Origin of the sequence: Mucilaginibacter lappiensis (genome assembly GCF_050433765.1) — a bacterium.
Taxonomy (GTDB): Bacteria; Bacteroidota; Bacteroidia; order Sphingobacteriales; family Sphingobacteriaceae; genus Mucilaginibacter; species Mucilaginibacter lappiensis_A.
Window position 1 is genome coordinate 93,593 of record NZ_JBNPWP010000005.1, and the last position, 24,784, is coordinate 118,376.

Consider the following 24,784-nt stretch of genomic DNA (forward strand, 5'->3'; position numbering starts at 1 on the left):
GTTATATTTTATTTTCAATGTCATTGATCATATTTTTTGCTTTGTCAAACATCTGTTGTTCAGATATCCCCGATACAGGTGCATAACGGGCCATATCGCACAGATCAAGCGTATCCAGTAGTTCATTGATCAACCCTTCATCAAGCGCCCGGATTTTTAGTTCGGTAGCTATCCTTTCACGGTTCAAATCAGCTGCAGCAATATTCAGTTTATCGCTTAAATAACCATATAAGCCCCTAAACACATTTTCATAAAATGCTTTTGAATTATTGGCCGATAGTTGCGCGTGCGCGCTGGCCAAATGTTTGGCTGCTATTTTACCGGCCTTGCGGCTTTTTACTTTAACAATATCGCTGTTGTTCTTTTCGTCCCATTTACCATAGGTCAAAGCTCCTAAAAACAAAAGCGGCCCAAAGGCAAGCAGGCTATAATATAAACCCGAGCCATAAAACCCTTCGCCTTTTTTGATGATATCGTCACCATCGGTTTTAATATAGCGGATGTCCTTATTCAGCATTTTAACATCCTGCCTATCAGCACCTGAATAAGCGGTAACATTACTTTCAGACAATCCCTTATTTACTTTTATAGAGAACGCCTTTGTTGGCAGTGTTACATATTTGCCGGTTGAAGGATCAAAATAAGAGAATTTTACAGGCTCAATATTGAAATTCCCTTCATGTCTCGGTATCAGCAGATAAGTATACACACGGCTGCCTGATACTCCGCTTTCTTTTTCGGCAATGGTATCAACCGTTTTAGGGTCATATTTTTCGAAATCGGCCGGGAACTCCTGACTTAATGGTTTCAATAGTTTAAGGTTCCCTGTTCCCGAAATTTTTATTTTATAGTTGAGGGGCTCATTGGCTTTAAGCTCTTTTTTATCTATACCGGTACTGATAGAAAAGCGACCAACGGCACCGCCAAAGCCATCGGGCTTACCCTGAGGCAGGGGCTTAACGTGTACAACTACCGGGGCGCTTTTTATTTTGTATTTAACATCATTGTACGAATCAAAAAACTGATCGAACGGATCGCGGGATGCTGCAGATTCCCTTACCACAAAAAACATGGACATGCCATCAATAGTAATGTCGCCTTCATGCTCCGGAAAAAGGATACTTTGCTTCATATCGGCAACATTATACTTTACGCCTTTGTAAGTCTCGGTACGCCAGTGTACATTTTGATCGGGGTTTTTAATATCCTGACTGTAAAATCCATTCAGATCGGGTAATTTCTCAGGCTCGCTACCAACAAGGGGCACCCTGGTGTATAACCTGTAAGTTAAGGTTATTTGTTCGCCCAGGTAAACACGGCTTTTATCAACCACCGCCTTAATGAATAATGATTTGGCGATATCAGTCCCGGGCTGGTGCATGGTTACGCCATTATTAGGACCATTTTGACTTTGCGCGGCCGCGTTATTATTTTGCTGAACAGCCTGCCCTTTAACCGCTTTAATTTTTATGGGATTGGTGCTCAGTTTTTTGCCGTTTACCACTATAGTTGCAGGCCCAATGGTATAGGTACCTTCTTTTACCGCAATCAGATCATAACTATAAGCCATGCTCGACGAGGCATTGCCATTGATAACCGACATGCTGGTAGACACATTAGGACCGGATACGACCAGGAAACCATTGAACGAAGGGGGAGTAAAGCGGTCGCCATTAGCATTTACAGTAAAAGTAACCTCAAACTGCTCCGTGGTACCCACCTCAGTTTTACTAACCGATGCGGTGAATTTTATATCGGCAGCAAAAAGCAAACTTACCTGAAGCAGTAACAGCAATAATATGGAATATTTTTTTTTCATTGTTTACAACACTAACGCTTACCAGTCTTTTGTAATATTCACCTTAGCCCCTTTTAACTTTTTGTTTTTCAGCTTATCCTGCGTTTGTTTTTCATCGTTGTTCAGGGCTTCCAGCATCCGTTCCGCATCTTCTTTGGATACATTATTTGGCTGTGGCTGCTCACCATTTTGCTGGTCTTTTTTATCCTGATCTTTATTCTTGTCGTCCTGGTTCTTTTTGTCTTTGTCCTGATCCTTCTTGTCTTTATCTTTATTTTTATCGTCCTGATTCTTCTTATCCTTATCGTTCTTGTTCTTATCTTTATTCTTATCGTCCTTATTCTTTTTGTCCTGTTGCTTTTGTTGCTGTAGCTTTTTTTGAGCATAGGCCAGGTTGTACCTGGTTTCATCATCCTGCGGATTGTTCAGCAGTGATTTTTTGTAGGCGGCAATGCTTTCCTCCAGTTTTTTGGAGTCGAGCAGAGAGTTACCTAAATTATGGTATGCTTTGGCCAACACTTCTTTATTGTTTGATGAGGATGCAATTTTATTGAATTGCGCACCGGCCTCGGCATATTTCTTTTGCTTGTACAGGGCGTCGCCCAGGTTAAAGTTACCTTCAACCGTTTTGTCTTTTTTACCAACTGATAGCCTATAGCTGCTTTCGGCATCTTTATAATTTTGCTGCTGGTATAGCTCATTACCCTTTTTGATGAACTTTTTTTCTTGCTGGGCAAAAAGGAAAGAAGCTTGCAGTACTAATAATACAACTATGATAAATTGCTTCATGGCTTTTTTACTTCAAATAATTTCAACCCGCTCAAGCGCATATTTTTGCGGTTCGAGATAAAAAACTCTATCATCAATAACACCAGCGTAATGGCCACAAAAAACTGGAAACGATCTTCAAAATCCTTATAAGTTTTGCTATCGTACATTTTACGCTGTACTTTACCTATCTGGTCCATCACAATGCTTAACCCGCTGTTGGAATTGTTGGCTCTTACATACACGCCATTACCCGCCGCTGCAATATCCTTACACATATCCTCATTTAACTTACTTACAACGGGTTTACCCGCGCTGTCGGTATGGAAACCTGCGGGTTGCCCGTCCTTGTAAATGGGTATAGGTGCACCTTCAGCAGAACCAACACCTACTACATTGATGGCTACGTCCTTGTTTTTAGCCAGTGTAGCTGCCTCAATTGCATTATCCTCATGGTTTTCACCATCGGTTATAAGGATCATAGCCTTACCGGTCCCGTTCTTAAAATCAAACGATTTCATGCCCAGGTCTATTGCCGCACCAATAGCTGTACCTTGCGTAGGCACCATATTGGTATTGATGGTATTTAAAAACAGCTTAGCTGCAGAGTAATCAGTAGTAACCGGCAATTGTACATAGGCCTGACCTGCAAAAACAATGATACCTATCCGGTCGTCATGCATTTTATCAATCAACTGCGCAATGGCTTGCTTGGCATTCTCCAGGCGGTTTGGGGCCAGGTCCTGTGCAAGCATACTGTTTGATACATCCAGCAGGATCATCAGATCGGCGCCCTTGCGTTTTACTTCCTCGGTTTTGGAACCCATCTGCGGATCGGCCATGGCTACTATTAAACTGGCATACGCTACCAGGAAAAAGATGAACTTAAGCCATGGTCTTGAAAAAGAAACCTGGGGCATCATCAGTTTCACTACATTTTTATCCCCCAGGGAGGCAACAGCCTTCTTTTTCCAGCGACTTACCACTAAAAACAGCAGGATAAAAACCGGAATTACCAGCAGTCCCCATAAAATATCTATATGTGCAAAACGTAGCATTTTATTAAGTTAAGGCCCCTTTAAACAGGGTGTTTTTTAATAAAAATTCAAGTGATAACAATACCAGGGCTATAATGGTCCATGGCAAAAACATTTCTGTTTTTTTGCGGTACTGGGTTACATCAATTTTAGCTTTTTCCAGTTTATCTATCTGGGTATAAATTTCTTTCAGCGTTTCGTTATTGGTGGCCCTGAAATATTTACCCCCCGTTATGCTGGCAATTTTTGATAGTGTACCCTCGTCAATATCAACCTTCATGCGCTGGTATTGAACCCCAAAAGGCGTTTGAACCGGATACGGCGCATAACCGTTAGTACCAAGCCCTACCGTATACACCCTTACATTAAATTGTTTGGCAATCTCAGCAGCGGTAATGGGTGGTACCGATCCGGCATTGTTTGAACCATCAGTAAGCAAAATGATCACTTTGCTTTTTGCTTCGCTGCCCCGCAGGCGGTTCACCGCGGTTGCCAGGCCCATGCCAATAGCGGTACCATCCTCAATCATCCCGTTTTTGATATCAGCATACATGTTAATCAGTACATCATGATCAATAGTTAGCGGACATTGCGTAAAGCTTTCACCGCTGAATACGACCAGGCCAATCCGGTCGTTGGGGCGGTTTTTTATGAAGTCAATAGCGATGTTCTTGCCGGCTTCCAACCGGTTGGGTTTAAAATCCTCCGCCAGCATACTGCCTGATATATCTGAGGCTATCATAATATCAATACCCTCGGTAGTGCTGTCTTGCCAGCTTAATGACGATTGCGGCCTGGCCAGCGCAACTATTAACGCAATTAGGGCCAATGATCGCAATACAATACCCGAGTGCCTGTAAGGGGCTATATTGCTTTTTTTAATAGTGAAACCCTTAAGCGTAGGCACACTTAAATTCCCTTGCAGCTGGCGCTGTTTCCATATATACCAGCTCACCATTAAGGGTATGATGATCAGTAACCAGAAAAATCCGGGATGGGCAAATTCGATTCCGTTTAACCAGCTCATTTCTTATCCTCTTCCTTTACAACAGGTGCTTGAATCACTTGCTTTGTGTTGTTTACAAAAGCCACAGCATTATCCAGACTTTGCTCATTTTCATAAGGCAACGGTTTTTCCTTGGCAAACTTCACCAAATCGGCCAGGATCAGCATCTGGCGCAGCATGTTTCTGTTCTCCTCGGTAATATCCATGTACCGCAGACTGGCAAATATTTCATCAGATGTTTGCTCCTGTGCCTGTATGGTGTAGCGGTTCTCTAAGTATTCGCGTATCACATCGCTTAATTCCGTATGGTATTGTTTTACCTGTTCCTGCTGCCATAGTTTTTTATCACGCAGTTCGGTTAGTTTTTGTAAAGCGGTAATGTAGGCTGGTATAACAGATTTGGGAGCTTCTACAATAACTTCCTTTTTAGGTCTTTTCCGTAAATAGTAAATAACCGCGCCAATCACCAGTAAAACTCCTAAAACAATAACCACCAATTGCCAGTTATCGCGCAGCCAGTCCCACAAAGAATATTTTATGGCAAGCGGCTGCTTAATATCATAAATAGCTTTGGTGGTATCAACCGCTACCGGCGATACCTGCAGCCTTAATGCCTCAGTTTTAGAATCGCCGCCCGTTGCGTGGAACGCGTATGATGGGATCACATAATCGCCGCTATCAAACGAAGTGATGGTATAACTCCTTCTGATGGTTTCCATACTTACATCCTCTTTATCAAATGTAGTATCGGCCTTAACGCTTACAATTTGAACTTTACCGCTGATGGTATCCGTTAACACCGGGAAATCAACCTTATCCTTTACGTGGAATTTAACGCTCAAATGAAATTGGGTTTGCTCGCCTATCAGTATCACTGCCCTGTCGAGCTTGGCCTCGGCCCTGATGCTTTGCGCGCCGGCCTTATAAAAAGAACCCATTAGTACTATACACAGGATCAGGGTGTATTTAAAACTCCGCATAATCATCTTCTGCCTTCCCGCTTTTTAAATAATGTCATTAATGGCTTTACATATGATTCATGTGTACCCACGCTGGTAAAATCAACACCTGATCTTCGGAAGGTTTCTTTCAGCAAGCCATTCCTTTTCAATGCTTCTGCTTTAAAGGCATTGCGCACGGCCTGGTCGGAGGTGTTAATCCATAACAGCTCCCCGGTTTCTTCATCCTTCATCGGGATCAGGCCCAGGTTCGGGAACTCTTCTTCATGTTTATCATACAGCCTTAAAGCGATGATGTCATGCTTTTTATTGGCGATCTTTAATTCATCATCAAAACCGGGGCTTATAAAATCGGAGAGAATAAAAGCCGTGCATTTTTTCTTGATAACCCTTGTAAAATATTTCAGGGCTTCGGCAACATTGGTGCCCTTACTCTCCGGTTTAAAGTCAATCAGTTCCCTGATGATCATCAGGATATGGGTACGGCCCTTTTTAGGCGGAATAAATTTCTCGATCTTGTCGCTAAAGAAGATCACCCCCACCTTATCGTTATTCTGTATGGCCGAAAATGCCAGCACTGCGCAAAGCTCGGTAGCCAAATCCTGCTTTTGCTGGTTTTGGGTACCAAAATTTTCAGAGCCGCTCACGTCCATGAGCAGCATTACGGTAAGTTCACGTTCCTCGTCAAATACTTTAACGTAAGGGTGATTAAAGCGGGCGGTAACATTCCAGTCAATAGTTCTTATCTCATCACCCAACTGGTATTCACGCACCTCACTAAAAGCCATACCACGGCCCTTGAAAGCCGAATGATATTCGCCCGAGAATAAGTGGTTACTTAACCCCCGGGTTTTGATCTCGATCTTCCTTACTTTTTTAAGCAGTTCTTTGGTATCCTTAGCCATATTGAGCCCCCTCTAAATCTCCCCCTGAAGGGTGAGACTTTTGATCAGCATTTTTAATAATTAGGTGTAATTCCTTTTAAAGCCCTCTCCTTTGGAGAGGGCCGAGGTGAGGCTACGGCACCTCTACCGCGTTTAAAATCCCTGTGATTATATTTTCGCTGGTAATGTTCTCTGCCTCGGCCTCGTAACTTAAACCTATACGGTGACGCAACACATCATGGCAGATGGCACGCACATCCTCAGGGATCACATATCCCCTGCGTTTAATAAAGGCGTAAGCTTTGGCAGCCAGCGCCAGGTTAATGCTCGCCCTTGGCGACGCGCCAAAGGTGATCAGATTTTTATAATGAGCCAGCTTAAACTGTTCAGGGTAACGGGTAGCGAAAACAATGTCAATAATATACTGCTCAATTTTTTCGTCCATGTATACTTCCCTTACAATTTTACGGGCACGTACAATTTCTTCGGGTTTAATGATGGCCGTAGGTTTAGGCATACCATTAGGTAATATATTGGCACGGATAATTCTTTTTTCTTCTTCCTTATCCGGGTAATTGATAACTACCTTCAGCATAAAACGGTCAACCTGTGCTTCGGGCAATGGGTATGTACCTTCCTGCTCTATGGGGTTTTGCGTAGCCAGTACCAGGAAAGGGTTAGGTAGCGGGAAAGTATTATCGCCAATAGTAACCTGGCGTTCCTGCATAGCCTCCAATAACGCGCTTTGCACTTTGGCGGGAGCACGGTTTATTTCATCGGCCAGGATAAAGTTGGAGAACAACGGTCCTTTGCGAACAATGAACTCTTCCTTTTTTTGATTATAGATCATGGTACCCAGCAAATCGGCTGGTAAAAGATCGGGAGTGAACTGGATACGGCTGTAATCGGCCTGTATGGCTTTTGCCAGCGTGTTGATGGCCAGCGTTTTTGCCAACCCGGGAACACCTTCTAAAAGGATATGGCCATCGGCCAATAAACCGATCAGCAATCGTTCTACCATATATTTTTGTCCGATGATCACTTTATCCATCTCCATTTTAAGCAGATCGATAAATGCACTTTCTTTTTGTATCATTTCATTCAGTGCCCTGATATCGGTTGAATACGATAAGTTACCAGGAATTGTGCCTGATGAAACGTTTTCGGTATTACTTTTTAATTCTTCCATGCAATCTTTTTAATTCGGTAGGCAAACTTAAACACACAATCATTTTTTCGCCAAAAAAAAACGGTGCTTAAATGTTAAATTTTGTTAAATTTTCATCTGCGGCCATAAATATATATGTTATAGCAGGCATTAAAGCTTAATTCTGGCTTAAATGTTAAAACTAAACGCATATAGTTTGACGATCAATATATTGTGCATCACATTATATCTTAATGAATATGATTTATAAGTTATATTTATGCTATATATTAACCCCTGCCTTATGTATAAAAACTATTACTGGTATGTACTGCTGATAGCGGTAACTACATGCACTTCGATCGGCGTAAGCGCTCAAAGCTCCTTCAAACCCATTTCTTTACCACCCAGTATTAACAGTGTAAATGAGGAGTACTCGGGCATAACCATGTATAATAACCGGCTTTATCTGGAACCGCAGTATGGCAGTCGCAAAGAAACCAAACTTGACGGCGACTTTTTTATATATAGCATACTGGCCGACAGCATAGGTAGGGTTATAGATGGTAAAGACACCTCGCTAACCAGCTACAGAACCATCAGCGTTAAAAACCTGAATAAACTACCCGATTCAGTAAAAACCTGGTATGAGGGATTCGAAGCTATAGCCTTATTCAACAATACTGCCTACTTGTCCATAGAAACCAATGATACCTCTGACTACTGCTTTTTGCTGAAAGGAAAACTTGATACAGCTAAAAATATACTGACAATTGACCCGCTGAATTTCATAACGCTTAAAAGACCGGTTCATATTGAAAACGCCGGATTTGAAAGCATGACCTGGCTGCCTAAAGAAAAAAAACTTTTGGCATATTACGAGTTTAACGGAGCTCCTAAAGGTGGCAGCGGGTATTTAATTGATACTGCTTTTAAAAAGGTTGAACAAATAAAAACGCCATCGCTTTATTTTAGGATAACAGATATTGCCACTACCAGCGATGATAAAATTTATGGCATCAATTACTTTTGGAACGGCGACTATAATGCCTACCTGAACAACGATATCATAAAGAACCAGGAAGAAAAAATTAAAAAAACTATCCCTGATCTGAAAGACAGCCTGACCAGTAACCCCGACTATTTAAAAGCAAAAACCACCAGCTACGGCCGTATTGTAATGCTCGATAACCGTAAGGATACTAACTGGAAACAGGTTACATCAGCCTTCCCGGCACCAAAAAATAATTGGGAAGGTATAACGCTTTACAGAAAAGGCGCTTTGATCATTACAGATGCCAACAGGAGCAGCAGGCAGTTAAGTACGTTTGGATATATTGCTTTTTGAGTAATGATGAGGGTGATTACATTTTTTACCTGGTCATCCTGAGCGTAGCGAAGGATCTATTCGCAGACATGCATATTGAAGAGTAGGTTCTTCGCTATGCTCAGAATGACAAATTATGTTTTCCTAACCAACTTAATGTTTATCTCCCAAACCAAATTCCCTGTAAGTATTAGGTTTACTATCGGCATTGCTGAAAGCAAAGGTGTAGGTAGAGCCCCAGCTTTCAAAATCAGCATTTTTATCGGTAGATGTTTCTACATGTACTGAACTAACCATATATATACCCTCACGGCTCAGTTTAAAGTAAACTTGTCCCAGGGCATCAGAACTTAACTTTTGCGGAAACACATTGCCGTTAATGGTTCTTACATAAACTATAACAACGGCATCTTTTAATATCTTGCCTTTAAATAGTATTTGAGCAGTCACATCATCACCATAGCTGGCCTTATATGGGTTTTGTTGCAGCACTATTTCATAATCTTCGCCCAGCGGTTTATCAAAATCTTTACCGTTAGCTTTATCAATAGCAATCAATGTTTTTAAATAGCGGTTTGACTTTTCAACAAAATACTGCTGATTACTGTTTTTAGCGTCTTCGGCTATCTTATCCAGTCCTTCGTTATCCAGGTATTTTAAAAATTTGTTTCTTTCAGATTCTATGCTTTCACTTTTCACCAGTTCTATCAAGGCTAAACCGCTGTTTTCAAACTGATAATTAAGTATGTTGGCCGATGTGTCTTTCGGAGCCGGAGCCTTGCTCAGGTCAGTTTTTTTTGATCCTTCATACAGCATAAATTTCGAGATCTTGCCGGCCTCGTATTTATATTCCGCGTCTTTTTGAAATTCATTGCCACTCAATAAATGCAGATTAAGCTTATCGCCTTTTTTCAGATAAAAACTTTGGGGCAATAAAAAATAATCCTGAGAACTGGCCGCAAAACCAATGATCAATAATAACGCGAACAATAAAAAACCGATTCGTTTCATAGTTTTTAGATAGGATCATCAAACATACAAAGTTTTAAAAACTTCAGTAGTTTTACGCTATGATTTTTGACCGTAAAAACCTTAATAACGAAGATTTAACATTTTTTTACAAAAAATTGTTGCTGCCGCGCCTGGTTGAGGAGAAAATGCTGATCCTGTTACGACAGGGACGCATTGGCAAATGGTTTTCGGGAATAGGGCAGGAAGCTATTGCTGTTGGCAGTACACTGGCCATGCAAAGCGACGAATATATTTTACCCATGCACCGAAACCTGGGCGTTTTTACATCGAGAGATATCCCGCTTTCGCGATTAATGGCGCAGTGGCAGGGTAAGCCATCAGGCTTTACCAAGGGGCGCGACAGGTCCTTTCATTTTGGCACGCAGGAATATAAGATCATCGGTATGATATCGCACCTGGGGCCACAGCTGGCCCTTGCCGATGGCATTGCATTGGCGGATGTTTTATCAGAGCGGAAAAAATCAACCCTGGTATTTACAGGCGAAGGAGCCACCAGCGAGGGCGACTTTCATGAGGCCCTCAATATCGCTTCAGTATGGAAATTGCCTGTTATATTTTTGATCGAGAATAATGGCTACGGTCTTTCAACCCCGGTTAATGAGCAATATAACTGCCTTAAACTGGTGGATAAAGCTATAGGTTATGGTATAGAGGGCCGTAGAATTGATGGCAATAACATACTGGAAGTTTACCATACCATCAAAGATATTAACCAAAGCATTCGTGAAAACCCACGACCGGTGTTGCTGGAATGCATGACCTTTAGGATGAGGGGTCACGAAGAAGCTTCGGGCACCAAGTATGTTCCGCACAATTTATTTGAGTGGTGGGAAGGTAAAGACCCGGTGACTAACTTTGAAAATTATTTATTGAGCGAAGGTGTGCTGCAGCCCGAATTGATCCCGGTGATCAAAAAGGAAATGACCACGCTCATCGAATCGGAATTTGAAAAGGTATACAGCGAGGCTGATATTGTTCCGGATATAGAAACCGAAATAAGGGATATGTACCAGCCTTATCAGTTCCCTGCCGCACAACCGTCTGCGTCACCAGCAACCAGCAAACGGTATATTGATGCTATAAGCGATGGATTAAGGCAGGCTATGCGCAAACATACCAATCTGGTGATCATGGGTCAGGATATTGCCGAATATGGCGGGGCTTTTAAAATAACCCAGGGCTTTGTTGAAGAATTTGGCAAAGGCCGGGTGCGTAACACCCCTATTTGTGAGTCGGGCATTGTAGGGGCAGGCATGGGTTTGGCGCTAAACGGCTACAAAGCCATTGTTGAAATGCAGTTTGCCGATTTTGTTACCTGTGGCTTTAACCAGATCATTAACAACCTGGCCAAAACCCATTATCGCTGGGCGCAGGGCGTTGATATGGTGATACGTATGCCAACCGGTGCGGGTACGGGTGCAGGCCCTTTTCACTCGCAAAGCAATGAGGCCTGGTTTACAAAAACTCCCGGACTTAAAGTGGTATACCCAGCTTTCCCGGCAGATGCCAAAGGGTTGTTATTGGCTGCTATTGATGATCCCAACCCTGTAATTTACTTCGAACACAAATACCTTTACCGCAGCATCAGTGGTGAAGTGCCTGACAATGATTGCCTGATTGAGATAGGTAAGGCCAATATTGTAAAACAGGGAGAACAGGCCAGTATTATTACTTTTGGACTGGGCGTACATTGGGCTTTAGAGCATGCAGAAAATCACCCTGAACAATCTATTGAGATCATTGACCTGCGCAGCCTACTACCCTGGGACAAGGAGGCGGTAGAAAAAAGCGTAAAGAAAACCGGGCGCGCTTTGGTTTTGCATGAAGATACTTTAACCAGCGGTTTCGGTGCGGAGATAGCCGCTCATATTGCTGAGCATTGTTTTAAATACCTGGACGCCCCTGTAATGCGTTGCGGCAGCCTGGATACTGCCATCCCCATGAACAAAGCATTGGAAGACCAGTTTTTGGCTAAGGCAAGGCTGGAAGGAACAGTGGGGAAATTGCTGGCGTATTAGGCCCCCTAGCCCCCTAAAGGGGGAGCTCTAAGCGGTCGCACTAATCAAAAGTTCCCCCTTTAGGGGGGTAGGGAGCTCTCCATTTAAAGCTCTTGATCATCACCTCCATATCCTTTTTTATAAAATTGAGCACAGGTTGTATGGAATCAAGGCGGGGCTCGGTATTAAAATAGAGCGCTCCACGCAAGTAGTTTTTGGTGCTATCGGTCAGGAAAAATTGTGCCGATGATGCCGCGTTGCCATCAATGGTATAGTAAATACCATAAACCTTACGGTCGGCAAAGCTGATCACACCTTCATCAATAGAGGTGGCTTTTACGGTATGCTTAAAGGCAAATGTGCGAGCATCCTCCACCAGTTCATTAAACACTTTTTTTGATGTTACGGGCTGGTAGCTTAAATGCAGCGTGGCCCCAAACTGCGGAAACTGCATATTTACCCAGCAGGGTTTTGCGCCTTTGGTTTTATCAGGTTCAATAAAGGCGTATTTGGGGTAGCTGAATGTATACGGGCAACCCGCATTATAATCCTGGTATTCCTTTTTTGGGAAAACAATGCGGTAATACCCCCGCGGCTTCGGCGAATAATCGTGGTTACCACCGCAAGCCGCAAAAAATATCATTACTATGATCATTAAACCTATATATTTCATAGGCGGTTATCTTTTGCATTCCATATCTCCCATGATCTTTCGGCCTGCAAAACAAGCATTTCGTAGCCATTTTTGGTAACAGCCCCCTGTTCACGCCCTTTTCTTAAAAACAAAGTTTCTTCGGGATTATATATCAGGTCGAACAACAAATGACCATCAGTTATGGCCTCATAAGGTATGGGCGGGCATTCATCAATTTTAGGCGATGTGCCAACCGGTGTGGTATTAATAATGATCTTGTGCTGTTTTATGTGGTGCGGTTTAAGGTCGCTAAATAAAATATGATCAGGATGAGGTTTGCGGGTAACCGTTTTATAGGTGATGCCCAGGTTTTCCAACACACATTTCACAGCTTGTGCCGCCCCGCCATCGCCAAGTACCAGTGCTTCATCATTGGTATCTTTAATTAATGGCCTTATCGACATTTCGAAACCGTAAAGATCTGTATTGTAACCCTCCAGCCTGAAATCATGGCCTTGTACGCCCACCTCGCCCGTAAAAGCCGCCTGCAATGGGCTTTCAGCAATTACGCAAATGCAGTTTACCGCACCGGCCTTGCGGGCATCATGCTCTATCCAATCAAGATAGGGCAACACCGCCACTTTATGCGGGATGGTTACATTTATTCCTAACAAGTTGGGATTTTCATCAAGCAGATCCTGCAGGTCTTTGATATTTTCAAGCGGGTACAAATCATAAACCGCGTCTTCAATATTTTCGGTTTTAAATTTTTCGGTAAAATACTTCTTTGAAAAAGAGTGTGAAAGCGGATATCCTATAAGTCCGTATTGTTTCATGTGGTAATATTAGCAAGAAAACAGCTAAAGATAATTATTGATTTATTTTTAATAACCCTTATAAATATCTATTTAAAAGGATTACCTGTAACATACTGACTAAAAGAAATCTCCAATTTCATTTTGGCCATGCGGTTGATATTTAAAATATCAATATGCGGACCACCAATAAGACCATTTCCGTAATGAATATCTTTATCAACCTGTATATATGCATCCGTATTGTTTACCAAAGCTTCTACACCTTTTTTGTCTTACTCTAAATAATCGAGTAAATTTTTAAGCTTATTTTCAAAGGTGTCCGGCTCAGGATTAGGTTCATAGTTAGCACAACTGTATTTATAAACAGCCGTACCAGATCTTCTTTTGTCCCCTTTATTAAAAGTTTCAGTTGCTTTTAATGTTGTCATTGCGGTAATTTCCTGCCAGGTAAGTGTATCTGAAGTGGCACGCAAATAAATCTTAGTATAATCTTCTGTTCCTATATACCTGATTGAAACCTCAGGAACAGTATCAAAATAAATAGCAAGATAAAATCTTTCCCCTTCTACAGGAAGATAGGCAATTGCGCCTTCGTCCTCATTTTTTAAATCAACCCTTTCAATCTTTGGAATCCCATTAATTCTTACCACATCATGAATTTGCATATATTGTTCTGTAGCTCCCCAGCTTTTTTGCTCAATTTCCAGTATGGCAGCTTGAATAATCTGGTCTTGTAAATCCATTAAGAGTTATTAATTAAATTATAAAACTATAAAATGTGTGCAGAATAAAAAAGCCCTCAGAAATTAATCCGAAGGCTCCGTTAACTTTATAGTAAGATCAGTCAAAAGTTACAAATTTAAAAAATGGTCAAAAGTATCGCTCCTGATACCCAGGCGCAATGTTTCGAGTGGGATAATATCTGCCGGGGCAATATTGCCCAGGCTTACGTTGGCACCAATCAGTTTAATAAACCAAACCTGCTGTGCCTTTTGCGGAGCCTCCCAAATAATGGTTCCTTCGGGTATCTGGGTCAATATTTCATCAACCAGGCCCTGTCTTACCTCGCCCGAGTCGCGGTATATACCCACGTTACCGCTTTCGCGGGCCTCGGCTATTACCTTCCAGGAGCCGGCCTCAATTTCGGCGTTCATCAGCTTGATCCATTTGTAAGGGGCAAATATCTTTTGAACGTCTTTTGAGCCTACCTCTGATATTACCGTTACCTGTTTGGCCAACTTGCTAATGTATTCACATTTAACCTCGTGCTCAATAGTGATCGACCCATCAGATACTTCACAGTGCTCCAGTTTGTATTTATCCAGTATACGACAGTAGTCATCAAATTGTTGCCTTACAATAAAGGCCTCAAACAATGTACCCCCAAAATATACGGGAATACCCGCCTGTTGGTACAGCTTTATTTTTTCGCTTAGGTTTGATGTAACGTATGATGTTGCCCAACCCAACTTAACGATATCTGTATATGCCCCTCCAACCTCAATAAAATCTTCAACCTGCCTTAAACTTAACCCTTTATCCATCACCATAGTAATGCCTTTATCACGGGGTTTGCTTGTACGTTCGGGTAGATCATTGATGGTATAATTCATACAGTAGTTGGTTATAGCCTATAACTAAAAGTTCTAACGACACAAATGTCGGAAAAAAAACTGAAATCAACTATGCTAATTTCAGATATGCAGATGTGTAAATGATGAAGTTTTTGTAAACTCAGCCATCCGGATAAAAGATGTACAGATCAGAGATTTGCAAACTTCAAATGTGCCGATATGCAAATTTCAAATCTAAAGCATAAAAAAATGCAGATAATGATCAATTAAAATATCAATCATCATCTGCACATTTTAAATCTGCACATCTGCATATCCGGGATCTGCAAATCTACTTCGTATACCTGTTAATAATATCCACAATCACCTTATTCTTTTGTAGTTGCGGCAGGTAATCAAAAAGTATATAATGCTTTTCGGGGTCACTGGTAAGTGCCATTTCCAGGTGGTTCAGGGCTTCGTTATATTCGCCTTTGGCAAATAAATAGGCTACCATCCTGTAATATAGCTCGGCCGCTTCAGGGTTGTTTTTTATGGCTTCCGAAATTATTTCAATAGCGCCAACCAACCTGTCCTGTTCATATAGTATAGACGAATAGTCCAACCAGGCGTCAATATCCAGCGGATTTAGCTCAACCACTTTTTCATAGGCCTGCTCAGCTTCGGTCATATGGCCCAGCTTATACTCGGCATCGGCAATGGCAAACCAGTAGTCGGCATTGGCAATATCCAGGTCAAGCGCTTTTTTATAAAAGTGCAGGGCCTCAAAATAGCGTTCCTCAAAATCAAGTGTAACACCAATCCCAAACCAGGCATCGGCCAGTTTAGGATCCATTTTAACCGATTTTTTGTAAAAGGCACGCGCATCGTCCATTTGCTCCAGCTTTTCATAGCATTCGCCAATGGCACAATACGTATCGGCATTAGGCTGTTCATACTCAAAGGTATGACGGTACACCTCAATAGCTTCGGCGTATTTTTCCAGGTTAACCAGGGCATTACCTTTGTTAAAATAGGCTGATGCAAAGCTGTCTTTGATCAGTATGGCGTAATCATAAGCGTCAATGGCTTTTTCAAACAGGCTCAGCTTGGTATAGGCGTTGCCTAAGTTATACCATGCGGCATAACTGTAAGGCTCATTATCAATATATTGCTGATAAAACTGCACGCTTTCCTGCTGGTTGTCCATTACGTCGTAGCAAAAAGCCAGTTCGTAAAGAGCATCCTGATTTTCCATGTTTTGCTTAAGGCATAGCTTAAGGTAAGTTATCGCGGTATCATAATCGCCCATGTTTTGATAAACGTAGGCAATATGCAGCAGGATCTCGTCGGTTTCTTCGGCAAGGCCCAACGCTTTTTCATAGTTTTCCAGGGCTTCGCCAAAACGCTCCATGCTCTCGTACAAATTGCCGCGAATAATATAAATATCAGCGTCAGAAGCTTCGAGCATGGCCGCTTTATCTAAAGCCGCAAAAGCCTCGGTTACTTTGTTGGTTACTACCAGTAACTGGGCTTGTTTAATTAAAAAAACCGCTGCAAAAGGGTGCTGGTTACGCGCGTACTCTGCTACTTGCAGTGCTTTGGCCGGATCATTTTTTTCGATGTAATAGTCGATAATGTTCTCAAACGCCTGGGCATCAAAAAAGTACTGGTCGTGATTACGAATCATCTCCTCGTACCGTTCTACCGAAAACTTTGGATCTTCGGTAAAACCAAATTCAAATTCTTCTTCCATTCAATTTTGTTTGCAGAACATCCGCTTTAGGTTAACAATTGTTATTGCCTTGTAAAGACTTATTGAGTTCAAAATACAACAAGTAAGTGTCCATACGGCAATTTAGTTTTCAACATTCACACATTTTTAACACTGTTGGTTTGCAAAGCATTGATAATTAATTAACAATCAATTATTAGGCCAAGGGTGAGCGAACAAAAAATTGCCTTAAGATTTTTACCTTTGACAAAAGTAACAATTATGACCCTCGATATTTCAGATATTCTAAAACGTTTACATATAAACGATATAAATGATGCTTTTAGTACGGGCAGTACCTGGGGCAGCAGTGCCGGCGCTACTGTAAAAGATATCATATCCCCGGTTGACGGGCAAAAAATAGCATCGGTAAAATTTGCTGCCGAAAGCGATTATAACCAGGTTGTTGAACAGGCTGCCAAAGCTTTTAAAACCTGGCGTACCACTCCCGCCCCAAAACGGGGCGAAATTGTACGCCAGATAGGCGAGGCCCTGCGCGTCAATAAGCATGATCTGGGTACCCTGGTATCCTACGAGATGGGTAAAAGCCTGCAGGAAGGCCTTGGCGAAGTACAGGAAATGATAGATATTGCTGATTTTGCAGTTGGTATTAGCCGCCAGCTTTATGGTTTAACCATGCACTCCGAAAGGCCCGAGCACCGCATGTATGAGCAATACCATCCTTTAGGTATTGTGGGTATTATTTCGGCATTTAACTTTCCGGTGGCCGTTTGGAGCTGGAATGCTTTATTAGCCTGGGTTTGCGGTGATGTTTGTATCTGGAAACCGTCAGAAAAAACACCTTTAACCGCCATTGCCTGTCAGCACATAGCGCAGGAGGTATTTAAAAGGAACAATATTGACGAAGGCGTATCAAACCTGATCATTGGCGACCGCAACATCGGTGAGATGATGGCTGCTGATACCCGTGTACCATTAATATCGGCTACCGGATCAACCCGTATGGGGAAAGCCGTTAGCGCGGCAGTAGGTGCCCGCCTGGGCAAAAGTTTGCTGGAGCTGGGCGGCAACAATGCTATTATCATTACTGAAAATGCCGATCTGGATATGTCGCTCATTGGCGCTGTGTTTGGTGCGGTAGGCACTGCCGGGCAGCGTTGTACCAGCACCCGCAGGCTCATCATCCATGAAAGTGTTTACGAAGCATTTAAGCAAAAGCTGGTGAATGCCTACGGACAGATCCGTATTGGCAACCCGCTTGATGAGCATAATCACATGGGGCCACTGATTGATCATGATGCGGTGAGTCTGTATTTGGATTCTATTGAAAAATGCAAAGCCGAGGGCGGTAAATTTGTTGTTGAGGGCGGTAAACTCGAGGGCGAAAACTATTTATCGGGATGTTACGTAAAACCCTGTATTGCTGAAGTGGAAAACCATTTTAAAATTGTACAGCACGAAACCTTCGCACCTATACTTTATCTGATAAAATACAGCACGCTTAATGAGGCTATTGAGCTGCAAAATGGTGTTCCACAGGGTTTGTCATCGGCTATCATGACTAATAATTTGCGTGAGGCAGAACAATTTTTATCTTACGCTGGTTCTGATTGTGGAATTGCCAATGTAAACATAGGTACATCGGGTGCAGAAATTGGCGGCGCGTTTGGTGGCGAAAAAGAAACCGGCGGCGGTCGCGAGTCAGGATCTGATGCATGGAAAGTGTACATGAGGCGTCAAACTAATACTATTAATTATTCAAAAACGTTGCCATTAGCGCAGGGGATCAAGTTCGACCTCTAAAATTTTTTTATTACTAACTTTTATACATGTTTAATTTCCCTAAGTACATTACCGGCGCCGCTCTATTAGTTTCATTAACCTTAAGCCTACCCGCTTCGGCACAAATACTTCCAAAACCAGAACCCGAACCACCCAAAGGCTGGCAGCTGATGGACCTGAAAGAAAACGGGTTCTTTGGCATCAGCTTAAAACCAGCCTATCTTTTTTTACAGGGCAAAAAAAGCAAACCCGTTGTAGTGGCCACTATTGATAGCGGTATCGACACCTTACAGCAGGACCTGAAAAGCATTTTGTGGGTAAACACCAAAGAAATTCCGGGTAACGGCATTGATGACGACCATAACGGTTATATTGATGACGTACACGGATGGAATTTTTTGGGTGGCCCAAATGGCAAAGCCGATTTTAATGAAACCACCGAAGAAGTGAGGGAATATAATAAGCTCAAAGGCAAATACGAAGCTATTACCGATACCAACTCCGTAGATAAAAAGCAATATGCCTATTGGAAGCGTGTAAAAACCATTTACGATACTACGACCAACAAGGCCCGTACCGAAACTGAACAGCTGCAACCCATCATGAATGCGCTCATGGTAACCAGTGGTTATATTAAAAGAGGACTTAACTTACCGGCTAACGGAACTTTTAAACAGGCCGATCTGGTAAAACTTAAAATGACCAATGATACCCTTACTCAAAGTAAATACGTATGGGATTCTATATTTTCGCAGGAGGGTGGCAACCAGAACAATGCCGCTATTATAAAGGACCTGAGCGAATACCTGGCCAAATTGAATAATGATCTGTCGCCTGATCTGGAAGCCCGCAAACGTATAGTTGGGGATAACGTTGATAGCATGGATCACAAACCATACGGTAACAACCTGCTTAAGTTTGCTGATGCATCGCACGGAACAGGCGTGGCCGGGCTTATTGGCGCGGTACGTAACAATGGTTATGGCATTAATGGTGTTGCCGATAATGTAAGGATCATGGCCATAAAAGCTGTACCTAACGGCGACGAATATGATAAGGATATTGCCAATGCCATACATTATGCTGTTGACAATGGCGCGCAGATAGTTAACATGAGCTTTGGCAAAAAAATATCGCCTCATAAGGAATGGCTTGACGAGGCCTTTAAATACGCGGCGTCAAAAGATGTGCTGCTGGTGCAGGCCTCAGGAAATGACAGTGAAGATATGGATGTAAATCCCGATTTTCCGAACGATACATTTTTAGATGGCTCAACCGATGCTGACAATGTGGTTAACGTTGGCGCATCGGGCCCCAAATTAGGCGAACATCTTGCCGGCGATTTTAGCAACTACGGCAAAACCAATGTTGATGTATTTGCCCCCGGCGTTAAAGTAACCACCGTTGATACCGATGCCGAGTTCATGACAGAAGATGGCACCAGCTTTTCATCGCCTATTACAGCCGGCATCGCGGCTTTGGTACTGGAGTATTATCCAACCCTTAGCTCCAAACAACTTAAGCAGGTTATCCTTCAATCGGCCACGCCTTTAACAGGCACCATGGTACTTAAACCCGGCAGCAAAACCATCAAGGTTGATTTTGCCAGCTTAAGCAAAACCGGCGGCATTGTAAATGCCTATAAAGCTTTGCAGATAGCATCAAAAATGAAGGGTGAGCGGGTTCCATTGCCATAAAAAATAGCTCGTCATTGCATGACGTGTTTTAAAGTTTAAATAAAAAGAGCCGCTAATTGCGGCTCTTTTTATTTCCCCCTCTGTTTGTGTCCTCACAAACAGGTTGCCTGTGAAGACACAGGCAACGGGAGAGAAAGGAAAACAATACAACACAAAAAAGCCGCGATAAGCGGCTTTTCATATTTTAAATGCATCTTAAATTAGCTTACTCTTCAACCATCTCACTGTTGGGGCTGTTTACTTCAGGAACTTCATGTTTGAAGTAATGCTTCTGAAAAATCAGTATCATAATTACCCCTACGCATATCGCCGAGTCGGCAAGGTTAAATACCGGCCTGAAAAACTCGAAAGGCTCATTGCCCCATATCGGGAACCATGAAGGATAAGTGCCTCTAAACAGCGGGAAGTAAAACATATCAACTACACGCCCGTGAAAAAGCGGGGCATAATTATACATCACACCATAAAAGGTTGAATCAATAATATTGCCCACCGCACCGGCCAAAATAAGCGCTACGTTCATGATGAGGCCGCGGTGGTATTTATGCTTTATCAGGTAAATAAGGCAGTAAACAATACCACATACCGCAAAAATGCGGAAAAGCGTTAAAGCCAGTTTACCGGCATCACCGCCCCATTCCATGCCAAAGGCCATTCCATTGTTTTCGGTATAGTGCAACATACCGCGGCTGCCCAAAAAGCGAATCTCTTCGCCCATAAACATATGTGCCCTTACCCAGGTCTTTATGATCTGGTCAATAAGAATAATAAATATAGCAGTTAGAAAAGGTTTGGTGTAAGCGGCCTTCATTTATTGCTTTAATTTAGCTTCCATAGTAAGGGTGGTATGCGGCACGGCACGTAAGCGCTCTTTTGGTATTAGTTTGCCAGTTTCGCGGCAAATACCATAGGTTTTGTTTTCAATACGTACCAGGGCAGCTTCCAACTGGTCAATAAATTTTTTCTGACGGGCAGCTAACTGGTTTATTTGTTCTTTTTCCAGTGTTGCAGACCCATCTTCAAGGGTTTTATAAGTACCGGCAGTATCATCGGTTCCGTTAGCGTTAGGCGAACTTAACGAAGTTGCCAGGGAGTTTAACTCTTCTTTGGCAATACGCAGTTTATCAAGAATAAGAGCCTTAAACTCCTGCAGATCTGATTCAGAATATCTGGTTTTTTCGTTTTCTACTTTCATTTATACTTTACTAATAACAATAAATATTTCATTTCCATCAATCTCTACTTTATCACCCTCATTTAACTGAGCATCAAGCACTATACTGTCAGCTAAAATTTCGGCGCAAATATAAGATAAATTATTTTTTACCGCTTCTCTAATATAAGGATGATCGCTAATGCGCACATTTATCCTGTCTGTAACTTCAAATCCTTTCGCCTTACGCAGATTCTGGATGCGGTTTATCAACTCGCGCGCTATACCCTCCTCCCTCAATTCGTTGGTTATGGTAACATCTAAAGCTACAGTTAGTTTTCCTAAATTTGCAACTTGCCACCCGGGAACATCTTCTGCTATAATTTCGACATCCGAAGCTTGTATTAAGTACTTATTATCAAGTACGTTAACGGCCCCTTCAGTTTCCAGTTTAGCAATGTCGTCCTGTGTAAAATTATTTATAGCCTCTGCTACAGCCTTCATGTCCTTACCAACTTTTTGTCCCAGGGCCTTAAAGTTTGGTTTTATCTTCTTTTTAATGAAACCAGCCGTATCGGTAATGTACTCAATATCCTTAATATTTGTTTCAGATAATATTAATTCTTTTACCTGCTCCACATGCAGCTTAAACCCTTTATCTAAAATAGGTAACAATATTTTACCAAGCGGCCGGCGTACCGGAATTTCAATTTTTTTACGTAACGATAGCACCAGCGATGATACATCCTGTGCCAACTGCATGCGCTCTTCCAGGTCGGCATCAACCAGTTCATCATGATAGGTTGGGAAGTATGCTAAGTGAACTGATTCAAATTCCTCTTTACCGGTTACCTTGTTCAGGTCTTTATATAAACGATCAGCAAAGAATGGCGCTATAGGCGACATTAATTTGGCTATAGTAACCAAACAAGTATATAGCGTTTGGTAAGCAGACAATTTATCATCCAATTTATCAGACCTCCAGAAGCGGCGGCGGCTTAAGCGGATATACCAGTTGCTAAAGTGTGCGTCAACAAATTCCTGTATGGCACGGGCAGCTTTGGTAGGCTCATAATCGGCATAAAAACCATCAACCTCGCGGCTCAGGGTGTTTAATAATGATATAATCCAGCGGTCAATCTCCGGGCGTTGCGCTAACGCTATCTCTGGCTCGCTATATTTAAACTTATCAATATTGGCATACAGCACAAAGAACGAGTAAGAGTTGTACAGGGTACCAAAAAACTTACGGCGAACCTCATCTATGCCTTCCTCATTAAATTTAAGGTTGTCCCATGGCGATGCATTGCTGATCATGTACCAGCGGGCAGCATCTGCACCATATTGTTCAATGGTTGCGAAAGGATCAACAGCATTGCCTAAACGTTTAGACATTTTGTTGCCGTTTTTATCCAACACCAAACCATTTGAGACCACGTTTTTAAAAGCAACTCCCTTGTTACCAACCTGGGCATTTACCGCTTTTACTTCATCACTGCATTCACTCAGCATTACCGCTATTGCGTGCAGGGTAAAAAACCAGCCACGGGTTTGGTCAACACCTTCGGCAATAAAATCGGCCGGGTAGGCTGTAGCAAACAACTCCTTGTTTTCGAAAGGGAAATGCCATTGCGCATAAGGCATAGCACCTGAATCAAACCAAACATCGATCAGATCGGGCTCACGGAACATTTTGTTACCGGCTGATGAAGTTAAAATAACATCATCAACATAAGGGCGGTGCATGTCTTCCAACTTAAAGCCTTCGGGCATAAAGCCGGCTTTAATTGCTTTGGCTATTTCCTGCTCCAATTCGGCAATGGAGCCTATGCATTTTTCTTCCGAACCATTCTCTTCACGCCAGATAGGTAGCGGTGTTCCCCAGTAACGTGAACGCGACAGGTTCCAGTCAACCAGGTTCTCCAGCCAGTTACCAAAACGACCAGTTCCGGTTGATTCCGGTTTCCAGTTAATGGTTTTATTCAGCTTCACCATTTTATCCTTTACCGCTGTGGTACGGATAAACCAGCTATCGAGCGGGTAATATAATATCGGTTCGTCTGAGCGCCAGGAGTGTGGGTAGCTGTGCTCATATTTTTTAACGTCGAATGCTTTATTCTCTGTTTTTAATTTGATAGAGATAAGCACATCGGTACCTTTAAAACCGGGTACTGCACGTTCTTCGTCGCTGTAATATTCATCTTTAACATAAAAACCGGCAAAGTCGGTCACTTCATCAACAAAACGGCCCTGTTTATCAACCAGGGGAACATCCTTGCCAAATTCGTCCTTCACCATTACCGATGGTACGTTATTCTCTTTACAGGCCCTAAAGTCATCGGCACCAAAAACAGATGCGGTATGTACTATACCGGTACCATCCTCGGTAGTAACAAAATCGGCCGGGATCACGCGGAAAGCATTTTTCTCCAGGTCCTCGTTAGTTACATAAGGCATCAACTGGTGATAGCGTAAGCCGATCATTTCAACACCTTTAAACTCAGCCCTTACTTCCCAGGGGATAACCTTATCGCCACCTTTATAGTCCTGGAACGACGCATTTTCGCCCTCGGCTTTAAAATATTTGCCAACCAATGCTTTTGCAAGCACCACGCTAACCGGCTCATAAGTATAAGGGTTGAAAGTACGCAGCTTTACGTAGTCAACATTTTCGCCAATAGCCAGTGCGCAATTTGCCGGTAATGTCCACGGAGTGGTCGTCCATGCCAATATGGTAGTATCTTCGTTTGTATCCTCAAATAAAACCGGTATTAAGGGGTGCTGCTGGTCATTCTTTAAATGAAACTGGGCCACTATCGAAGTGTCCTTCACCATTTTGTAAGTACCCGGCTGGTTAAGCTCATGCGAGCTTAAGCCTGTACCTGATTTTGGCGAGTATGGCTGTACGGTGTAACCTTTGTATAAAAGGTCGTTCTTATAAAACTCCTTCAGTATCCACCAAAGGCTTTCAATGTATTCGTTTTTGTAGGTGATATACGGATCGTTAAGGTCGACCCAGTAGCCCATCTTTTCGGTCAGGTCGTTCCATACGTCGGTATAACGCATAACCTCCTTGCGGCAGGCATCATTGTAATCTTTAACGCTGATCTTTTTGCCGATATCGTCCTTGGTTATTCCCAAAGCTTTTTCAACAGCCAGCTCAATAGGCAAACCGTGGGTATCCCAACCGCCTTTACGCTTAACCTGAAAGCCTTTTAATGTTTTGTAACGGCAAAAAATGTCTTTTATTGACCGTGCCATTACGTGGTGAATACCTGGCATACCATTAGCACTCGGCGGCCCTTCGTAAAACGTGTAGGGGTTATTTGCCGGGCGACTGCTGATACTTTTTTCAAAAATGCTGTTCTGCTGCCAAAAATCCAGTATCTCTTTGCCTGTTTGCGATAAGTTTAACTGCTTATATTCTTTGTACATCTATATATTCTACCTTTTATCA

21 protein-coding genes are annotated in these 24,784 nt (G+C 42.5%); 4 read left to right on the top strand and 17 right to left on the bottom strand.

Annotation, left to right across the window (positions count from 1 at the left end):
• Position 1 precedes the first annotated feature (1 nt).
• From M2273_RS16675 to M2273_RS16705, 7 genes are all read right to left on the bottom strand, one after another.
• Positions 2-1,819, bottom strand: a complete 1,818-nt coding sequence (locus M2273_RS16675; RefSeq protein WP_429398817.1) for a BatD family protein — start codon at positions 1,817-1,819, stop codon at positions 2-4.
• 18 nt (positions 1,820-1,837) lie between these two features.
• Positions 1,838-2,587: a tetratricopeptide repeat protein gene (locus M2273_RS16680; protein WP_429398819.1), complete on the bottom strand. Its 750-nt coding sequence runs from the start codon at positions 2,585-2,587 to the stop codon at positions 1,838-1,840.
• Positions 2,584-3,624 (bottom strand): vWA domain-containing protein, encoded by a 1,041-nt coding sequence (locus M2273_RS16685; RefSeq protein WP_429398822.1) that lies wholly within the window; start codon positions 3,622-3,624, stop codon positions 2,584-2,586. The genes M2273_RS16680 and M2273_RS16685 overlap by 4 nt, the downstream gene beginning before the upstream one ends.
• 4 nt (positions 3,625-3,628) lie before the next feature.
• Positions 3,629-4,630, bottom strand: coding sequence for a vWA domain-containing protein (locus M2273_RS16690; protein ID WP_429398824.1), 1,002 nt, complete (start codon positions 4,628-4,630; stop codon positions 3,629-3,631).
• Positions 4,627-5,589: a hypothetical protein gene (locus M2273_RS16695; RefSeq protein WP_429398826.1), complete on the bottom strand. Its 963-nt coding sequence runs from the start codon at positions 5,587-5,589 to the stop codon at positions 4,627-4,629. Before M2273_RS16695 ends, M2273_RS16690 begins: the two co-directional genes overlap by 4 nt.
• A gap of 2 nt (positions 5,590-5,591) precedes the next feature.
• Positions 5,592-6,473: a DUF58 domain-containing protein gene (locus M2273_RS16700; protein WP_429398828.1), complete on the bottom strand. Its 882-nt coding sequence runs from the start codon at positions 6,471-6,473 to the stop codon at positions 5,592-5,594.
• Positions 6,474-6,585: 112 nt separating this feature from the next.
• On the bottom strand, positions 6,586-7,641 hold the full coding sequence (locus M2273_RS16705; RefSeq protein WP_429398830.1) for an AAA family ATPase: 1,056 nt from the start codon (positions 7,639-7,641) through the stop codon (positions 6,586-6,588).
• 262 nt (positions 7,642-7,903) lie between these two features.
• On the opposite strand from M2273_RS16705, the gene M2273_RS16710 reads away from it, so the two are divergent.
• Entirely contained in the window at positions 7,904-8,947 is a 1,044-nt protein-coding gene (locus M2273_RS16710) for a hypothetical protein (protein ID WP_429398832.1), read from the top strand.
• 132 nt (positions 8,948-9,079) lie between these two features.
• Here M2273_RS16710 and M2273_RS16715 read toward each other — a convergent pair whose 3' ends face one another.
• The gene (locus tag M2273_RS16715) at positions 9,080-9,937 is read right to left on the bottom strand and encodes a DUF4198 domain-containing protein (RefSeq protein WP_429398834.1); all 858 of its coding nucleotides are present in this window, start codon (positions 9,935-9,937) and stop codon (positions 9,080-9,082) included.
• Between the two features lie 59 nt (positions 9,938-9,996).
• On the opposite strand from M2273_RS16715, the gene M2273_RS16720 reads away from it, so the two are divergent.
• Positions 9,997-11,976: an alpha-ketoacid dehydrogenase subunit alpha/beta gene (locus tag M2273_RS16720; protein WP_429398836.1), complete on the top strand. Its 1,980-nt coding sequence runs from the start codon at positions 9,997-9,999 to the stop codon at positions 11,974-11,976.
• Between the two features lie 40 nt (positions 11,977-12,016).
• Here M2273_RS16720 and gldD read toward each other — a convergent pair whose 3' ends face one another.
• From gldD to M2273_RS16750, 6 genes are all read right to left on the bottom strand, one after another.
• On the bottom strand, positions 12,017-12,628 hold the full coding sequence (gene gldD / locus M2273_RS16725; RefSeq protein ID WP_429398838.1) for a gliding motility lipoprotein GldD: 612 nt from the start codon (positions 12,626-12,628) through the stop codon (positions 12,017-12,019).
• The gene (locus tag M2273_RS16730; protein ID WP_429398840.1) at positions 12,625-13,425 is read right to left on the bottom strand and encodes a shikimate dehydrogenase family protein; all 801 of its coding nucleotides are present in this window, start codon (positions 13,423-13,425) and stop codon (positions 12,625-12,627) included. Before M2273_RS16730 ends, gldD begins: the two co-directional genes overlap by 4 nt.
• A 68-nt stretch (positions 13,426-13,493) precedes the next feature.
• Positions 13,494-13,658 (bottom strand): hypothetical protein, encoded by a 165-nt coding sequence (locus M2273_RS16735; protein ID WP_429398842.1) that lies wholly within the window; start codon positions 13,656-13,658, stop codon positions 13,494-13,496.
• 21 nt (positions 13,659-13,679) lie between these two features.
• The gene (locus M2273_RS16740) at positions 13,680-14,150 is read right to left on the bottom strand and encodes a hypothetical protein (protein ID WP_429398844.1); all 471 of its coding nucleotides are present in this window, start codon (positions 14,148-14,150) and stop codon (positions 13,680-13,682) included.
• 108 nt (positions 14,151-14,258) lie between these two features.
• A complete protein-coding gene (locus M2273_RS16745) occupies positions 14,259-15,020 on the bottom strand; it encodes a phosphosulfolactate synthase (protein ID WP_429398846.1) in 762 nt (253 codons plus the stop codon).
• Positions 15,021-15,312: 292 nt separating this feature from the next.
• A complete protein-coding gene (locus tag M2273_RS16750; protein WP_429398848.1) occupies positions 15,313-16,716 on the bottom strand; it encodes a tetratricopeptide repeat protein in 1,404 nt (467 codons plus the stop codon).
• A 240-nt stretch (positions 16,717-16,956) separates the two neighbouring features.
• Between M2273_RS16750 and amaB the strand changes: the two genes are divergently transcribed.
• Positions 16,957-18,498: an L-piperidine-6-carboxylate dehydrogenase gene (gene amaB, locus M2273_RS16755; RefSeq protein ID WP_429398850.1), complete on the top strand. Its 1,542-nt coding sequence runs from the start codon at positions 16,957-16,959 to the stop codon at positions 18,496-18,498.
• A 26-nt stretch (positions 18,499-18,524) separates the two neighbouring features.
• Positions 18,525-20,174 (top strand): S8 family serine peptidase, encoded by a 1,650-nt coding sequence (locus tag M2273_RS16760; protein ID WP_429398852.1) that lies wholly within the window; start codon positions 18,525-18,527, stop codon positions 20,172-20,174.
• A gap of 205 nt (positions 20,175-20,379) precedes the next feature.
• On the opposite strand, the gene M2273_RS16765 is transcribed toward M2273_RS16760, so the two are convergent.
• From M2273_RS16765 to ileS, 3 genes are read right to left on the bottom strand one after another with little or no spacing between them, the layout of a single operon-like run.
• Positions 20,380-20,985 carry a lipoprotein signal peptidase gene (locus M2273_RS16765; RefSeq protein ID WP_429398854.1) on the bottom strand — a complete coding sequence of 202 codons (606 nt, stop codon included), beginning with the start codon at positions 20,983-20,985 and terminating at the stop codon, positions 20,380-20,382.
• Positions 20,986-21,369 (bottom strand): TraR/DksA family transcriptional regulator, encoded by a 384-nt coding sequence (locus M2273_RS16770; protein WP_429398856.1) that lies wholly within the window; start codon positions 21,367-21,369, stop codon positions 20,986-20,988. It abuts the gene before it with no gap.
• Entirely contained in the window at positions 21,370-24,762 is a 3,393-nt protein-coding gene (ileS, locus tag M2273_RS16775) for an isoleucine--tRNA ligase (protein WP_429398858.1), read from the bottom strand.
• Between the last annotated feature and the right edge of the window lie 22 nt (positions 24,763-24,784).

Excerpts from the sequence above, each read along its gene's own strand:
- M2273_RS16760 (WP_429398852.1), top strand. The coding sequence starts at position 18,525 with ATGTTTAATTTCCCTAAGTACATTACCGGCGCCGCTCTATTAGTTTCA.
- M2273_RS16705 (WP_429398830.1), bottom strand. The coding sequence starts at position 7,641 with ATGGAAGAATTAAAAAGTAATACCGAAAACGTTTCATCAGGCACAATT.
- M2273_RS16700 (WP_429398828.1), bottom strand. The coding sequence starts at position 6,473 with ATGGCTAAGGATACCAAAGAACTGCTTAAAAAAGTAAGGAAGATCGAG.
- M2273_RS16720 (WP_429398836.1), top strand. The coding sequence starts at position 9,997 with ATGATTTTTGACCGTAAAAACCTTAATAACGAAGATTTAACATTTTTT.
- ileS (WP_429398858.1), bottom strand. The coding sequence starts at position 24,762 with ATGTACAAAGAATATAAGCAGTTAAACTTATCGCAAACAGGCAAAGAG.
- M2273_RS16730 (WP_429398840.1), bottom strand. The coding sequence starts at position 13,425 with ATGAAACAATACGGACTTATAGGATATCCGCTTTCACACTCTTTTTCA.
- M2273_RS16740 (WP_429398844.1), bottom strand. The coding sequence starts at position 14,150 with ATGGATTTACAAGACCAGATTATTCAAGCTGCCATACTGGAAATTGAG.
- M2273_RS16750 (WP_429398848.1), bottom strand. The coding sequence starts at position 16,716 with ATGGAAGAAGAATTTGAATTTGGTTTTACCGAAGATCCAAAGTTTTCG.
- M2273_RS16710 (WP_429398832.1), top strand. The coding sequence starts at position 7,904 with ATGTATAAAAACTATTACTGGTATGTACTGCTGATAGCGGTAACTACA.
- M2273_RS16745 (WP_429398846.1), bottom strand. The coding sequence starts at position 15,020 with ATGAATTATACCATCAATGATCTACCCGAACGTACAAGCAAACCCCGT.
- gldD (WP_429398838.1), bottom strand. The coding sequence starts at position 12,628 with ATGAAATATATAGGTTTAATGATCATAGTAATGATATTTTTTGCGGCT.
- M2273_RS16675 (WP_429398817.1), bottom strand. The coding sequence starts at position 1,819 with ATGAAAAAAAAATATTCCATATTATTGCTGTTACTGCTTCAGGTAAGT.
- M2273_RS16685 (WP_429398822.1), bottom strand. The coding sequence starts at position 3,624 with ATGCTACGTTTTGCACATATAGATATTTTATGGGGACTGCTGGTAATT.
- amaB (WP_429398850.1), top strand. The coding sequence starts at position 16,957 with ATGACCCTCGATATTTCAGATATTCTAAAACGTTTACATATAAACGAT.
- M2273_RS16715 (WP_429398834.1), bottom strand. The coding sequence starts at position 9,937 with ATGAAACGAATCGGTTTTTTATTGTTCGCGTTATTATTGATCATTGGT.
- M2273_RS16695 (WP_429398826.1), bottom strand. The coding sequence starts at position 5,589 with ATGCGGAGTTTTAAATACACCCTGATCCTGTGTATAGTACTAATGGGT.
- M2273_RS16680 (WP_429398819.1), bottom strand. The coding sequence starts at position 2,587 with ATGAAGCAATTTATCATAGTTGTATTATTAGTACTGCAAGCTTCTTTC.
- M2273_RS16770 (WP_429398856.1), bottom strand. The coding sequence starts at position 21,369 with ATGAAAGTAGAAAACGAAAAAACCAGATATTCTGAATCAGATCTGCAG.
- M2273_RS16690 (WP_429398824.1), bottom strand. The coding sequence starts at position 4,630 with ATGAGCTGGTTAAACGGAATCGAATTTGCCCATCCCGGATTTTTCTGG.
- M2273_RS16765 (WP_429398854.1), bottom strand. The coding sequence starts at position 20,985 with ATGAAGGCCGCTTACACCAAACCTTTTCTAACTGCTATATTTATTATT.